A 14,350-nucleotide genomic window follows, 5' to 3' on the forward strand; every position below is an offset into this window, starting at 1 on the left:
TTTCTACCCCATGTCGGTGCCGATCAACGGCCTTTCGGTCGATGTCGAGGACTGGTTCCAGGTCGGCGCCTTCGAGAAGGTGATCGACCGGGAGAACTGGAATTCGCTGGCCACGCGCGTCGAGCGTAACTGCGACGAAATCCTGCGGCTTTTCGCCGACGCGGGGGTGAAGGGCACGTTCTTCACCCTCGGCTGGGTGGCGGAACGGAATCCCGCCTTGATGCGGCGGATCGCCGAAGAAGGCCACGAGGTCGCCAGCCATGGCTGGGATCACGAGCGCGTGTTCCGTCTCGGCAGGGAGGCCTTCGCCGCCGACATCGACCGTGCCCGCAAGGTGATCGAGGACGCCTCGGGCCAGGCGGTCAAAGGCTACCGCGCGCCCAGCTTCTCGATCGATGCCCGTACGCCCTGGGCCTTCGAGGTGCTGGCGGAGCAGGGCTATGCCTATAGCTCCAGCGTGGCGCCGATCGCGCATGACCATTATGGCTGGCGGGAGGCTCCGCGCTTTGCCTTCCGGCCGATCGCCGATGCCGAACTGATCGAAATCCCGGTCACGACCGCGCGGTTCGCCGGGCGGCGGCTGGCGGCAGGCGGCGGCGGCTTCTTTCGGGTGCTTCCTTACGGGTTCTCGCGCTGGGCGATCCGGCAGGTGAACCGCGATGATCGGCGCCCGGCGGTGTTCTACTTCCACCCGTGGGAGATCGATCCAGGCCAGCCCCGTGTCGAAGGGGCGCCGCTGCGCTCGCGTTTCCGGCACTACACGAACCTGTCGGTGATGGCCGACAAGCTGGAGCGACTGGTCGGCGAATTCCGCTGGGGCCGCATGGACGAACTCGCCGCGCGCGAAGCCTTGCGCGCCGAACCGCTGGCCTTCGCCGCATGAACGCACCCTTCGTGCCACTGACCGCGCAAGTCCGTCTCGTCGATCTGACCGACCCGGGCGAGGTCGCGCGCCTTGAAGGCTTCGTGGCGCGTCATCCGCAGGGGACGCCGTTCCATCGCCCCGCATGGTTCGTCTCGGTGGCAAAGGCGACCGGCAATCGACCGCTGGCGCTCGTGCAGGAGAAGGGGGGCGAGATCGTCGCTTTCCTGCCGCTCGATGCCATTCATTCGCCGGTATTTGGCCGACTGCTGGCCTCTACCGGGTTCGCGGTCGGCGGCGGGCTGCTGGCGACCGGGGACGCCGATACCACCGCCGTATTCGCCGCCGTTGAGGAACTGGCGCTGCGCCTTACCTGCCCGACGATCGAACTTCGCGGCGGGGTGCTTCCTCCGGCGGGCGAAGGCTGGACGCTCAAGACTCGCTCCCATGCGAACTTCGCCCGCCCGCTCGCGGCCGACGGCGACGCGCAACTGCTGGACATTCCGCGCAAGCAGCGCGCCGAAGTGCGCCGCTCGCTGGGCATGGACCTGACGATCGAGGTCGGCACTGCGGAAGCGGATCGCGCCGCGCATTACGCCGTGTTCTGCGAAAGCTATCGCAACCTCGGCACGCCGGTCTTTCCTCGTGCGCTGCTCGACGCGGTCATCGACGGTTTCGGCGACGCAGCGGACATTCTGACGGTGCGGCATCAGGGCGTCCCGGTGGCGAGCGTCATCAGCGTCTATCATCAGGGCGCCGTCATGCCGTATTGGGGCGGCGGCACCTGGGACGCCCGGCGCCTTCGGGCCAACGACCGGATGTACTACGAACTCATGCTCCATGCCCGGCGGCGCGGCTGTACGGTGTTCGACTTCGGACGCTCCAAGACGGATAGCGGTGCCTATCATTTCAAGCGCAACTGGGGCTTCGAGCCCGAGCCGCTGACGTATGCGACCTGGACCGCCCCGGGCAGCGCCAGGCGCGATGCGGACCCGACGAGCGGCAAGCTCTCGCTTCAGATCAAGCTGTGGCAGCGCCTGCCTCTGGCAGTGGCCAATCGCCTCGGCCCGCTGATTGCACGCGGTATCGGCTGATGGGCGAAATCCTGTTCCTGGCGCACCGCATCCCGTTTCCGCCGGATCGCGGTGACAAGATCCGTTCCCATCACGTGCTCAAGGCGCTAGCCGCACTGGCTCCCGTGCATGTCGCGACGTTCTGTGACGATGAGCAGGACCGTGCGTTCGAGCCCGATCTCGCCGACCTCGCCACCAGCTATCGCCTGGTCGAGCGCTCCAAGCCGCTGCCCGTAGCCGGTGTCCAGGCTCTGGCGAGCGGCCGCCCGCTCAGTCTCACCGCGTTTTACAACAAGGACCTCGAAACCTACGTGCGCGATCTGCTTGCCGAGCGTGACATCGACACCGTCTACGTGTTTTCCGGGCAGATGGCGCAGTATGTGCCCGGCGATTTTCGGGGCCGTGTCGTGGCCGATCTTGTGGACGTCGATTCTGCCAAGTTCGAAGCCTACGCCGCGAAAGGACGCGGTATTCGCGCATGGATGGAGCGCCGGGAGGGGCGCCTGTTGCGACGCGAGGAAGCGCGGATCTGCGCGGGGGCGTCAGTCACCTTGCTGATCAGCGACGCCGAAGTCGGGCTTCTGCGCTCACGGCTGGAAGGTGAGCAGGGCCGAGTGCGGGCGATGGGCAACGGCCTCGACGCCGCATATTTCGACCCGATTGCGGTCGATCCGGAGCCGCGCATGGCAGCGAAGGGCGCTCCGCGCATCGTCTTCACCGGACAGATGGATTACGCGCCCAACATCGAGGCGGCCACTCGCGCCATCGATCGCGTCCTGCCGCTCGTGCGCAGGACGTGTCCCGATGCCACGCTCCATATCGTCGGCCGCAATCCGCCGGCAGCTTTACAGGCCCGTTCTGGACAGGATGGCGTCGAGGTGTGGGGCAGGGTGGACGATATCCGCCCCTGGCTCGCCGCCGCCGACGTCGCTCTGGTGCCGCTGGAAATCGCGCGCGGAGTTCAGAACAAGGTGCTGGAAGCGATGGCGATGGGTCTCCCGGTGGTTCTCTCTCCCGGTGCCGCGACGGGCATCGATGCGCTTGACGGCCGGGATTTCGCGATACGCGATGGCGATGCCGCGATGGCGCAGGCGGTCCTCGACCTTGCTCGCGCGCCGGAAGCGGCCAAGCTGATGGGAGCGGCCGCCCGCACGTGGATCGTCGCCAACGCCAGCTGGGAGGCCGCACTGGCGCGGCTGCCGGAATATCTCGGCACCATGGGCGAGGCGCTTACCGATGTCGCTTGATGTTGCCTCGACGTCCCTTGCCGGTCCCGCCCGCGCATGGCGCGCGCTTTCGCCGCAGTGGCGTGGCGTGATCATCCGCCTTGGCGCGACGTGGCTGGTGCTGCTGTTCGCCTTCCTCGGCGACTGGGGCGCGATGGCGCGTCAGTGGTGGGATATCTCCACGTACAATCACGTCCTGCTGATCCCGGCGATTCTGGGCTGGCTGGTCTGGCAGCGCTGGCCGCAGCTGGAACGCCTGACGCCTACCGCGTGGTGGCCGGGGCTCATCCTGCTGGCGGGGGCAGCCTTCCTGTGGCTGCTGGGCGCGATGTCGGGACTGGACCTTGCCCGGCAGGCAGGTGTCGTCGCCATGCTGGGCGCCTGCGTTCCCCTGATCCTGGGTGTCAGGGTCACTGCGGCGCTGATCTTCCCACTGGGCTATCTGGTGTTCCTGGTCCCGATCGGCGAGGAACTGGTCAACGTCCTGCAGACGATCACTGCCGAAATCACCATCGCGCTCACCCATCTCAGCGGCATTCCGGCCCGGATCGACGGCGTTTTCATCGATACGCCCGCAGGATTGTTCGAGGTAGCCGAAGCCTGTTCGGGCGTGAAGTTCCTCATCGCGATGGTCGCTTTCGGTGTGCTGGCCGCCAATGTCTGCTTCCTCAGCTGGCGGCGTCGAACCGCGATGCTGCTGGCCTGCGTGGCCGTGCCGATCCTCGCCAACGGGATCCGGGCATGGGGTACGATCTATGCCGCGCAGATTTTCGGCATAGAGGCTGCGGCGGGCTTCGACCATATCGTTTACGGCTGGTTCTTCTTCGCGATCGTGCTGGCGCTGGTGATCGCCTGCGCCTGGCGTTTCTTCGACCGCCCTCTGGATGGTCCGGCGATCGACCTTGCGGCTATTGAAAACGCCGGGTGGTTGGCGCGTCTGGAACGTTTCGCCATTTCCCGAACGGTGGCGGTGATCGGCTTCGCGCTGGTGCTGATCGCGGCACGGTGCTGGGCTCTCGCAGCCGATACGCTGGCTGCTCCTGTCCCGGCGCGCATTGACTTGCCTGCGGTCGAGGGATGGGCGCGGGTGGATTATACCCCAACGATCTGGTGGGAACCGCGCGCGCAGGGCGCCGATCACCGCCTGCTCGGCCGTTATCGGGACGGTCGGGGGCATCAGGTCGATGTCTTCGTCGCCCTCTACGCCAGCCAGGGAGAGGGACGGGAGGCAGGCGGCTTCGGTCAGGGCGCGCTTGTTCCAGCCAGCGCATGGGCATGGCAGTCGCCGGCACCGTCGGTCGAAGCTGGCAAGGGCGAGCGCCTCCTCGGCAACGGCAGGATCGAGAGGATCGCCGTGACCTGGTATCGTCAGGGCGAACTATTGAGCGGCAGCAATGCACGGCTCAAGCTGGCGGTGATTGTTGACCATCTCCTGTTCCGGGCGGAACCGACGACGATGCTCATCCTCTCCGCCGAAGATACGCCGCGCGGCCGAGCCGAGCAGTCGATCACCGCCTTCCGCGCATCCACGGGATCACTCGCGCGCTGGATGGACGGTATCGCTCAGGTCAGGTAGGGCCAGGGACGATGTGCGGGATTGCCGGAATCTTTCACCTGGAAACGCCCAAGCCGGTCGATCGCGCCCGGGTCGAGGCCATGTGCGACGCCATCGCGCATCGCGGCCCGGACGGGCAGGGGGTATGGACCGCGCCGGGCGTCGCCCTGGGGCACCGCCGCCTCTCGATCATCGACCTCGCAGGATCGCCGCAGCCGATGGCATCCCCGGATGGCCGCGCGATGCTCGTCTTCAACGGCGAGATCTACAACTACCGCGAACTGCGCCATGAGTTGAAGGCTGCGGGAGAGCATTTCCGCACCGATGGCGACAGCGAGGTCATTCTGGCAGCCTGGCGGCGCTGGGGACCGGACTGCGTTACGCGGCTGCTGGGCATGTTCGCCTTCGCCATCTACGACCTCGACGCGCGCACTCTGTTCCTCGCCCGCGACAGGCTGGGCGTGAAGCCGCTCTATTATGCGCAGTTGAGCGACGGGAGCCTGGCTTTCGGTTCGGAACTCAAGGCACTCACCGCCCACCCGCTGCTGCGGCGCGAGATCGATCCGCTGGCGGTCGAAGACTATCTGACCTGGGGCTATGTCCCTGACGATCGGGCCATCCTCAAGGGCGTCTGCAAGCTGGCGGCAGGGCATTCTCTGTTGCTGCGTCATGGCGCTCCGTTACCGCGCCCTGTCCAGTGGTGGGACGTCTCCTTCGCAGAGCGGCGCAAGGGCAAGCCTGCTGACCTCGAAGCCGAACTGGTGCACCTCATGCGCCAGGCGGTGTCGTCCCGCATGGTCGCAGATGTGCCTCTTGGCGCGTTTCTGTCGGGCGGTGTGGATAGTTCCAGCGTCGTCGCTTTCATGGCGGAGGCAAGCGGCAGTCCGGTTCGGACCTGCTCGATCGGCTTCGACGTCGCCGGGCTGGACGAGAGTGCGTACGCAACGAAGATCGCCCGGCAGTTCGGCACGAACCATGCCTCGCGGATCGTCTCGCCTGACGATTTCGCTGCGATCGACCAGCTTGCAGGCATGTTCGACGAACCTTTCGCCGACGCCTCTGCCCTGCCGACCTGGCGAGTATGCCAACTGGCGCGCGAATCGGTCACGGTGGCGCTCTCCGGCGATGGCGCGGATGAAGCGCTTGGCGGTTACCGGCGCCACGTGTTCCAGGCCGGGGAAGACAAGGTGCGTGCGTTGCTGCCGCAATCCCTGCGTGGTCCGGTCTTCGGAGCGCTCGGAAGGGCCTACCCCAAGGCGGACTGGGCTCCGCGCCCGCTGCGGGCGAAGTCGACGCTGCTCTCACTGGCGGGAGATTCCGCGCAAGGCTATGCGCGCTCGATGGCCGTCCTGCCGCCGGAGCTGCGCGATCGCCTCTATTCCGACGATTTCCGCCGCCTGCGCGGTGATTACCGCGCCGAGGATCCGTTGCTGGCCCTGATGCGAGACGCTCCGGCGCGTTCGGGCCTCGACCGTGCGCAATATGCCGACCTCAAGGTCTGGCTTCCGGGAGATATCCTCACCAAGGTCGACCGCACCAGCATGTCGGTCAGCCTTGAGGCGCGCGAGCCGCTGCTGGACCATCGCCTGATCGAATTCGCCGCCAGCCTGCCTGAGCGGATGCGCGTGCAGGGCGGGCAGGGCAAATGGCTGATGAAGCGGGCGATGCGCCGCTACTTGCCCGATGACGTGCTCTATCGTCCCAAGCAGGGCTTCGTGACGCCGATCGCGCAATGGTTTCGTGGGCCGCTTGCAGGCGCGGCGCGCGAGATCGCAGGCGGGGCAGCCCTGGCGCGAACCGGCTGGTTCGACCAGCGCCGCCTGCTGGGCCTCGTCGATGCGCATGTTGCGGGAACTTCGGACAATTCCCGAGTGCTTTGGCAGATGCTCATGCTTGACAAGGCGTTTACCTCGCTGGGTGTCAATTAATCCGGGCATCAACCGGGCTTTGCGGGCGGATTTAGCGATCCGACCCGCTCGAACCATTAACTACACGGTTTCTTAGTACCTTTGCGTTAGCTCATGCCTACCAAAGCCTCTTTTGCAGGGCATGAATGAACAGAATCGGTCGCCATCACCGGTATTCAGAGCGGACGCTTTCCGCGCTGGTGGCTTGTGCCCGATACATCCTCACGATGCGGGCAGGGGGAAGACCATGACCGGCATCTGGGGGCAACTTCGCGGTTTCTGGAAAAGACCTCGCGTCCGGATCGTGTTCTGGGCGGCGCTGACCGGCCTGGCCATGGGCATCAGTGGCCTCGGTCTGCCGCTCGAGGACTACCTGCGCAACGTGCGCTGGATGTCCCGCACCCAGCCCGCAAGCGGCGCTATCACCATCGTCCTTCAGGATTCGCAGACGCTCATCCAACTCGGCGCCAACGATATCACGCATGGCAATGACGCTGACACGATCAACCAGTTGTTTGCTGCGGGTGCGAAGCGCGTCTTCTTTGATCGTTCGTTTTCGATGCCGGGTAATCCCATCGATGATGCCAAGTTCGTCGCGGCGCTGAAGGCTCATCATGGCAAAGTTGTGTTGGGCGCTGCAGTGGACAGCAACGGCCAGATGGGCAACTTCGCGGGGAAAATCCCGCTTCAGGCTTACCGCGACCATGCTGGTATGGCATCGGTTCTCGTTCGCCATCGACCACTCAATCAGAACGTTCAGCTTCCGTATGCTTCCGGAAGCCCCGCTGGTAAAATTCCGTCCCTCTCGGCGGCGATCGCTGGCATCGATGGTAAGACAGACGAATTGTTTTTCCCAGACTTCTCGATTGCGGTCAGTTCCTATCCTACGCTGAGCTACATCGATGTAATGCGAGGACGATTTGACCGTTCGCTTGTTCGCGGCAAGGATATCCTGGTCGTCCCAGCTGCAGTAACTTTTAACGATATCCATTCCATTCCTGGGCAGGATATCAATGCCCCAGGCGGCTATTTCCATGCGATCGGCGCTGACACGCTGAAGCTCGGCATTCCCCGTGAGTATGGCTGGTTCCCTGCTTACCTGCTGGTGCTCGTCGTCATCGCATCGGGTCTTGGCCGAGGCCGGGTGCTCGACATCTATCGATTTACGGGGCTGGTCGCGGTGGTGGGCGCCATTCCGTTCCTGCTCGATTACGTTAACGTGCAAGTGGAAGTCATCCCGGCCTTCTCCGTGGCGCTGGTCGCCGTCATCCGCATGCGCAATCTCGACAGGGTCGAGGAGGCGGGCGAAACGAACACTGGTTCCGGCCTGCCCAGCGTTCAGGCCCTGCGCAATTCTCCTGATCTGTCCACGCGTGTTCTCGTCGCCCTGAAGATTCGGAACTACGGCGGAATTATCGGGAGCTTTGCGGAGCACGTCGAAGCGCAGCTTGCCAAGGAAATCGTTCGTCGCATTCGTATCAGTGACGAAAGCGTGTTGATCTATCACGAAGGCGGAATGTTCGTCTGGCTGTCTTCGATCCGCAGCACGTTCGACTTGTTCGAGAATCTCGAAGGCCTGCACCGGATCGTCCAGAACGGCATCCAGGTCGGCGGTATCGACATCGACTTGTCGTTCAACTGCGGCATCGACTCCGAGTTCGATCGTCCGCTCTCGGGCCGCGTCGCCAGCGCCATGCAGGCCGCGGAAGAGGCGGTGCGCAACGACGAGTTGGTTTATCAGCACGATGCCCGCAAGCACGAGGCTCAGTGGGAAATCTCCCTGCTGACGTCGCTCGACCGGGCCATCGATAATGGGGAGGTCTGGGTCGCCTATCAGCCCAAGCTCGATCTGCGATCAAACCGGATCAGCGGAGCGGAAGCGCTCGTTCGCTGGACGCACCCCGAACGAGGACCGATCAGCCCGGACAAGTTCATCCGGATTGCTGAGGAATTCCATCGGATCGAGCGCATCACCCGCTTTGTCATCAATGACGCGGTGCGAGTGGCTGTCGAACTGGAGCGTCACGGCTACGAGATGACGATGTCGGTGAATATCTCTGCTCAGCTTCTTCGCAATCCGGGACTGCCGGGAATGATTGCGGAGATTCTCGCCGCGCATGGTCTGTCACCCAACCGTCTGATCCTTGAGATCACGGAGACGGATCGCCTGGACCGCAGTTCCAAGACGTTCCAGATGCTGCAGCGTCTAGTCCAGTCCGGCCTTCGCCTGTCGATCGACGATTTTGGCACCGGCAACGCCACGATCGATTATCTGCGCTATCTGCCCGCCAGCGAGGTCAAGATCGACAAGACCTTCGTATCCTTGATGGAAAGCAACAAGGAAGATCTGCTTCTGGTGCAGTCGATCATCGAGATGGCTCATTCGCTCGACCGTGTCGTCGTGGCTGAAGGGGTCGAGACGGCCAAGGTTCTGGAGATGCTGACCGGGCTGCACTGTGACCTCGTTCAGGGGTATCACGTAAGCCGTCCTGTCCCATTCCGGGATTTCCTAGACTTCGTGTCCGGCAGGAGGGCACGACTGATTGGTTAAAAATTCCTTGATGCATCGTTAACTAACTATTATCCGTGAGGGCGGCCGCAGCGATGCGGTCGTTCACATGGGGAATGACGATGAACAAGGACATCTGGGGCGGTGGTTGGTGGGGCGGCGGTCTCTAATAGAGGCTTCTGCTGCACTAGTTTGGGTTGATTAATCCGAACCACTGCAAAAAACGAAGCGCTTTCCAGAAGAACTCCTGTCTTTTGGAAAGCGCTTTTTCTTTGTCTATTGTTTGTGTTTGTTTGTAATTTCTCGCGATGGGTGATTTTAACCCATTTAAGCGCCGCAATTCATCGGTTCTGAAAAGCTCTCGTCTTAAATTGACGATAGCGGCTCCGGGCAGGGGCACTGTAAATCGCTTCCCGATTCGGGACTCGTTAACGAGGTTAGCCTTCGCCGTGGCCCAGCGCGAGATAATCGGCACTCTGCATTTCATTGAGACGGCTGATCGTGCGGTCGAATTCGAAGCGACCGGTCCCGGATTCGTACAGCTCTTCTGGAGTAGCGTCGGCAGCCGCGATCAGCTTCACCTTGTTCTCGTAGAGAGCGTCGATAAGCGTCACGAAGCGCGCTGCCTCGTTGCGACGGTCCGGACCCATCTTCGGAATGCCGACGAGGATCACCGTGTGATAGGCACGCGCGATGGCGAGATAGTCGGCCGCGCCGCGGGCCTCGCCGCAAAGGCGTTTGAAGCTGAAGACTCCCACGCCCTTGAGGCTCTTGGGCACGTGAAGCATTCTTCCGCCGCCGACGTCGATGTCAGTGGAGGGCACATGTTCGCTATCTTCCGGCGGATAATCAGTGAGGCGGTAGAACGCTTCGCGCGCGGCTTCGGTGGCCGGTTCGCCCAGCGGGTGGTGCCAGGTCGCCATGCCGCCGAGGCGCTGCATGCGATAGTCGGTCGGACCGTTGAGCGTGAGCACGTCGAGCTCCTGTTCGATCAGTCCGATGAACGGCAGGAAATGCTCGCGGTTCAACCCATCCTTGTAGAGTTCGGAAGGAGCGCGGTTGGAGGTGGTCACGATGGTGACCCCCTCGTTCGTGATCAGGTGCGTGAACAACCGGCTCATGATCATCGCGTCGGCCGAGTTGTTGACGACCATCTCGTCGAAGGCGAGGCAGCGGACGTTGCGGGCAATAGCTGCGGCGACCGGCGGGATCGGGTCGCCGGTTTCCTTCTTGCGCTCGTCGCGCAGGAGCGCGTGGACTTCCAGCATGAAGGCGTGGAAGTGCACGCGGCGCTTGCCGGGAATGTCGAGCGTCTGGACGAACAGGTCCATCAGCATCGACTTGCCGCGCCCGACACCGCCCCACATGTAGACGCCGCGCGGCGCTGCAGCCTTCTTGCCCAGCAGCTTGCCGAACAGGCCGGTCGAGGACGACGACTTGTAGAATTCGCGCTGGAGGCGGTTCAGTCGCTCGGCGGCCGCTGCCTGTTCCGGATCGGAGCGCAGTTCGCCGGTCGCGACAAGCGCCTCGTAGCGTTCGAGCATCGCGCTCATTTGGACGCACTCGGCTTGCGGAGGGTGCCCATGAAGCTGGCGACGAGATGGTCGCCCTGCTCGACCGTGCCGCGCACGAAGACGAGACGGCGGGTTTCCTTCATGATCTCGGCCACGATGTCGAGCGGCTCGCCGATGCGGCCGGCACCGATGAACTGGTTGCTGAGTTCGAGCGTGACCGCACCGACGGCATCCTCGCCGAGTACGACGAACATTGTCGCGAACATGCCCACATCGATCAGGGCGAGGGTGACGCCGCCATGGACGGCGTCGAGGACGTTACTGTGCTGCAGGCCCGCTTCGACGAGACGAAGGCGAGCGCCGCGCTCACCCTCGCGGCGGACGATCATGCGACCAAGGCCCTGCGAATTGAACCGCGAGCCCTCGTTCAGCTTCCACGTGGACCACCCCGGAAATTCCGGGTCGGGCTCATGGATGAATACACCGTCCTGCGCCACGGGAAGTTACCGGTCTAAAGCCCGAAGGCTCAGACCTGCCGCTCGGCCTGCATCTTCTTGATTTCGGCGATGGCGCGCGCGGGCGAGAGGCCCTTGGGGCACACGTTCGCGCAGTTCATGATGGTGTGGCAGCGGTAGAGGCGGAAGGGATCTTCCAGCTCGTCAAGGCGCTCGCCGGTCATCTCGTCGCGGCTGTCGGCCAGCCAGCGGTAGGCCTGCAGCAGGATCGCCGGGCCGAGGAACTTGTCGGAGTTCCACCAGTAGCTCGGGCACGAGGTCGAGCAGCACGCGCACAGGATGCACTCGTAGAGGCCGTCCAGCTTCTCACGCTGTTCGGGGCTCTGCAGGCGCTCCTTGCCCGACGGGGTGGTCGAGACGGTCTGCAGCCAAGGACGGATCGAGGCGTACTGCGCGTAGAAGTGCGTGAAATCGGGAACCAGGTCCTTGATCACGTCCATGTGCGGCAGCGGGGTGATGCGGATGTCCCCCTTCAGGTCCTCGATCGCGGTGGTGCAGGCGAGGCCGTTCTTGCCGTTCATGTTCATCGCGCACGAACCGCAGATGCCTTCGCGGCACGAGCGGCGGAACGTCAGCGACGGGTCGATCTCGTTCTTGATCTTGATGATCGCGTCGAGGACCATCGGGCCGCACGCATCGAGGTCGATCTCGAACTGATCGTAGCGCGGGTTCTCGCCCGAGTCCGGGTCGTAGCGGTAGACGGTGAACTTCTTGACCTTGGTGGCGCCCTCAGCCTTGTGCACGTTGCCGCGCTTGCTGATCTTGCTGTTCGCCGGGAGGGTGAAGGTCGCCATGGTAGAATCCCCGTGATCTTGCAGTGCGGCATGAACCGCTTTGTGGTCCCCCTCTAGCGATTCGTCCGCATAGGGCAAGAGGTGACTATGGTGAGGTGAGGGGTGGGATATCCGGAAATGCACCAATATCGGCGCTGCAGCGGGCCTTGCGGGCGCATGGCGCGCAAGGGCAGTTGCGAAAGTCGCGGGCGTCGAGGTTTACACGGTTTACACGGTCCAGGGAGAAAAGGTGTCACCTTGCACGGCCGGTGTGGCCCCGTTTCACGAAAATCCGCCATTCTTGCGCCGAGATGTGTAACCTTGTGTGTCACCTTAGGGCTTCGATGTGTCACCTTAGGTGTCACTTTACGATCCCGGGGTGTCACCTTGCAGGCCGGGCCTGTCACCTTGTGACGAAAGCCGCCAGCCGGAAAACGGTCCTTCGGACCGAAAAACAAAAGAGTGAGAACGCAGAAGGGCATGGACGGAAAAATACTCCGCCCATGCCCCTGTAGGAAAGTCCCTGTAGGAAAGCTGCGGTCAGTAGTTCGGCAGATGCGTGCCGAGGTGCTTTCCGGCGATGTAGCCGAAGGTCATGCCCGGACCGAGCGTGCCGCCTGCGCCTCCGTAGGCCTCGCCCAGCACCGCCGACATGACGTTGCCCGCCGCGTAGAGGCCCTGTATCGGATTGCCGCTCCAGTCGAGGACCTGCGCATCGGCGTTGGTCTTCGGACCACCGGCGGTGCCGAGCGCCCCGGCTTCCATCTTCACCGCGAAAAATGGTCCCTGATCGATCACGCCGAGCGTGCGGTAAGGCGGTTCGAACTCCGCATCGCCCCACATGTAGAAGTTGTCGTAGGTGTTGTCGCCGCGGTTGAAGTCGTCGTCGTGGCCCTTGCGGACCAGATCGTTGAAGCGCGTCACCGTCGCCGCGAGCCCCTGCGGATCGATCCCGGCCTTTTCGGCGAGTTCCTCCAGCGTGTCGGCCTGCATCATGAACGAGGGCACGGGGCCGCCCGGGGGCGTGTTGAAGGTCTGGTACTTGCTGCGATAGCGTTGGTCGATGATCAGCCAGTACGGCAGGTTGGCGTAGGCGTGCGTACCTGCATCGAAGGCGTGGAGCGCCTTGCCCATGGCGTTGTAGTTGGCCGCCTCGTTCACGAAGCGCTTGCCCGCACGGTTGACGAGGATCGCGCCGGGGCGCGCGCGTTCGTCCGAACCGAGCAGGTAGTTCGGCTTGGCGGCGCGGTGCTGGGGCTGGAATTCCAGTACGCTCTGCTGCCAGAAGGCATGCTGCATGTTGCCGAGCTGGGCGCCCGCCTCGATCGCCATGAGCAACCCGTCGCCTTCGTTCTCGGGCACGCTGACCGGGCCGGTGAGGGGGCCGCGCAGGAAGGTCTTCACCAGCGTCTCGTTCCACTCGAAACCGCCGGTGGCGATGACGACGCCGCGCCGGGCGCGCACGCGGTAGTCGCGGCCATTGGCGTCCTCGGCGACGACGCCGATCACGCGATCACCGTCCTTGACGAGCTTGCGCGCGCGCTTTTCGAACTCGACGGGAATGCCGCGATCGATCACCGCGAGGAACAGCGATCCCGCCAGTGCCTGACCCAGACCGCGATAATCGCCTGCCTCGCGCTCGGCGAGCGTCGCTTCGTCAAGCGTGCCGTTGATCGCTTCCATCAGGCTGCCGCGCACCGGGTAAGCCATCTTAGTCGGGTTCACGCGAGTGGACCACTTGCCGAGCCGCTCGAACGAGAAGGCATCGTTGTCGAGCGAGCGGCCGCCGTCGGGCTTGGCGCCGGGCATATAGGGCTGGTAATCGGGGAAATCGGCGTAGGCGTGGAAACGCACGGGCGTGTTGTCCGCCAGATAGCGGATCATCTCCGGCCCGGTTTCCATGAAGGCCATGAGCGTATCGGGATCGAGCGCCCCGGGCGCCAGCGAGTCGAGATAGGCGACGACGTCCTCGTCGTCCTCGGAGATACCTGCCTCGATCTGGTGGTGGTTGCCCGGAATCCACAGCATGCCGCCCGACATCGCGGTGGTGCCGCCGACCATGCCGGTCTTCTCGAGGATCACCACGTCCTTCGCGCCGAAATCATGCGCGGCGATCGCTGCGGTCATGGCCGCGCCGCCCGATCCCAGTACGACCACGTCCGCCTCGAGATCCCAGTTCACGTCTTGTGTCATTCAGTCCGTCTCCCAGCAGGCCATCGGCTGCGGCAGGACCAGCGCAACGCCGCCGCCGCATGTTCTTTGCGTCGGCACTGTAGGTTTCGTCGGGGACTGGCAGCCACTCCGACATGTCATAGGGCAGGGCGGTTTGTGCATTCGAAAGTCGTCATCGCGAGCGCGGCGAAGCAATCCGGAGCGGTGAATGTTGCCCTGGATTGCGTTGCTGCGCTCGCGATGA

The 14,350-nt window shown here is 63.9% G+C and carries 11 protein-coding genes; 6 read left to right on the plus strand and 5 right to left on the minus strand.

What is annotated here, in order from left to right:
• The first annotated feature begins 10 nt into the window (after positions 1-10).
• The 6 genes from ACYPYD_RS06175 to ACYPYD_RS06200 all read left to right on the plus strand — a co-directional run bounded on the left by ACYPYD_RS06175 (position 11) and on the right by ACYPYD_RS06200 (position 9,174).
• A complete protein-coding gene (locus tag ACYPYD_RS06175; protein WP_036524422.1) occupies positions 11-883 on the plus strand; it encodes an XrtA system polysaccharide deacetylase in 873 nt (290 codons plus the stop codon).
• Entirely contained in the window at positions 880-1,956 is a 1,077-nt protein-coding gene (locus ACYPYD_RS06180; RefSeq protein ID WP_459662479.1) for a FemAB family XrtA/PEP-CTERM system-associated protein, read from the plus strand. Before ACYPYD_RS06175 ends, ACYPYD_RS06180 begins: the two co-directional genes overlap by 4 nt.
• A complete protein-coding gene (locus tag ACYPYD_RS06185; protein WP_459662480.1) occupies positions 1,956-3,182 on the plus strand; it encodes a TIGR03087 family PEP-CTERM/XrtA system glycosyltransferase in 1,227 nt (408 codons plus the stop codon). Before ACYPYD_RS06180 ends, ACYPYD_RS06185 begins: the two co-directional genes overlap by 1 nt.
• A complete protein-coding gene (gene xrtA, locus ACYPYD_RS06190; protein WP_459662481.1) occupies positions 3,172-4,737 on the plus strand; it encodes an exosortase A in 1,566 nt (521 codons plus the stop codon). Before ACYPYD_RS06185 ends, xrtA begins: the two co-directional genes overlap by 11 nt.
• An 11-nt stretch (positions 4,738-4,748) precedes the next feature.
• Positions 4,749-6,644, plus strand: coding sequence for an XrtA/PEP-CTERM system amidotransferase (locus ACYPYD_RS06195; protein WP_459662482.1), 1,896 nt, complete (start codon positions 4,749-4,751; stop codon positions 6,642-6,644).
• A gap of 226 nt (positions 6,645-6,870) precedes the next feature.
• Entirely contained in the window at positions 6,871-9,174 is a 2,304-nt protein-coding gene (locus tag ACYPYD_RS06200) for an EAL domain-containing protein (RefSeq protein WP_459662483.1), read from the plus strand.
• A 145-nt stretch (positions 9,175-9,319) separates the two neighbouring features.
• On the opposite strand, the gene ACYPYD_RS06205 is transcribed toward ACYPYD_RS06200, so the two are convergent.
• The 5 genes from ACYPYD_RS06205 to ACYPYD_RS06225 all read right to left on the minus strand — a co-directional run bounded on the left by ACYPYD_RS06205 (position 9,320) and on the right by ACYPYD_RS06225 (position 14,115).
• Positions 9,320-9,607 carry a hypothetical protein gene (locus tag ACYPYD_RS06205; RefSeq protein WP_155986201.1) on the minus strand — a complete coding sequence of 96 codons (288 nt, stop codon included), beginning with the start codon at positions 9,605-9,607 and terminating at the stop codon, positions 9,320-9,322.
• Positions 9,570-10,685, minus strand: a complete 1,116-nt coding sequence (gene zapE, locus ACYPYD_RS06210) for a cell division protein ZapE (RefSeq protein WP_008832645.1) — start codon at positions 10,683-10,685, stop codon at positions 9,570-9,572. Before zapE ends, ACYPYD_RS06205 begins: the two co-directional genes overlap by 38 nt.
• Positions 10,682-11,143 carry a PaaI family thioesterase gene (locus tag ACYPYD_RS06215; protein WP_008832646.1) on the minus strand — a complete coding sequence of 154 codons (462 nt, stop codon included), beginning with the start codon at positions 11,141-11,143 and terminating at the stop codon, positions 10,682-10,684. Before ACYPYD_RS06215 ends, zapE begins: the two co-directional genes overlap by 4 nt.
• Positions 11,144-11,172: 29 nt before the next feature.
• A complete protein-coding gene (locus ACYPYD_RS06220; RefSeq protein ID WP_008832647.1) occupies positions 11,173-11,955 on the minus strand; it encodes a succinate dehydrogenase iron-sulfur subunit in 783 nt (260 codons plus the stop codon).
• Positions 11,956-12,474: 519 nt separating this feature from the next.
• On the minus strand, positions 12,475-14,115 hold the full coding sequence (locus tag ACYPYD_RS06225) for an FAD-binding protein (protein WP_459662484.1): 1,641 nt from the start codon (positions 14,113-14,115) through the stop codon (positions 12,475-12,477).
• Positions 14,116-14,350: the final 235 nt, after the last annotated feature.

The organism is Novosphingobium sp. 11B (genome assembly GCF_054589055.1).

Bases quoted from the DNA above. Each gene is read 5' to 3' on its own strand.
- zapE (WP_008832645.1), bottom strand. From the start codon at position 10,685: ATGAGCGCGATGCTCGAACGCTACGAGGCGCTTGTCGCGACCGGCGAA.
- ACYPYD_RS06195 (WP_459662482.1), top strand. From the start codon at position 4,749: ATGTGCGGGATTGCCGGAATCTTTCACCTGGAAACGCCCAAGCCGGTC.
- xrtA (WP_459662481.1), top strand. From the start codon at position 3,172: ATGTCGCTTGATGTTGCCTCGACGTCCCTTGCCGGTCCCGCCCGCGCA.
- ACYPYD_RS06220 (WP_008832647.1), bottom strand. From the start codon at position 11,955: ATGGCGACCTTCACCCTCCCGGCGAACAGCAAGATCAGCAAGCGCGGC.
- ACYPYD_RS06200 (WP_459662483.1), top strand. From the start codon at position 6,871: ATGACCGGCATCTGGGGGCAACTTCGCGGTTTCTGGAAAAGACCTCGC.
- ACYPYD_RS06180 (WP_459662479.1), top strand. From the start codon at position 880: ATGAACGCACCCTTCGTGCCACTGACCGCGCAAGTCCGTCTCGTCGAT.
- ACYPYD_RS06175 (WP_036524422.1), top strand. From the start codon at position 11: ATGTCGGTGCCGATCAACGGCCTTTCGGTCGATGTCGAGGACTGGTTC.
- ACYPYD_RS06185 (WP_459662480.1), top strand. From the start codon at position 1,956: ATGGGCGAAATCCTGTTCCTGGCGCACCGCATCCCGTTTCCGCCGGAT.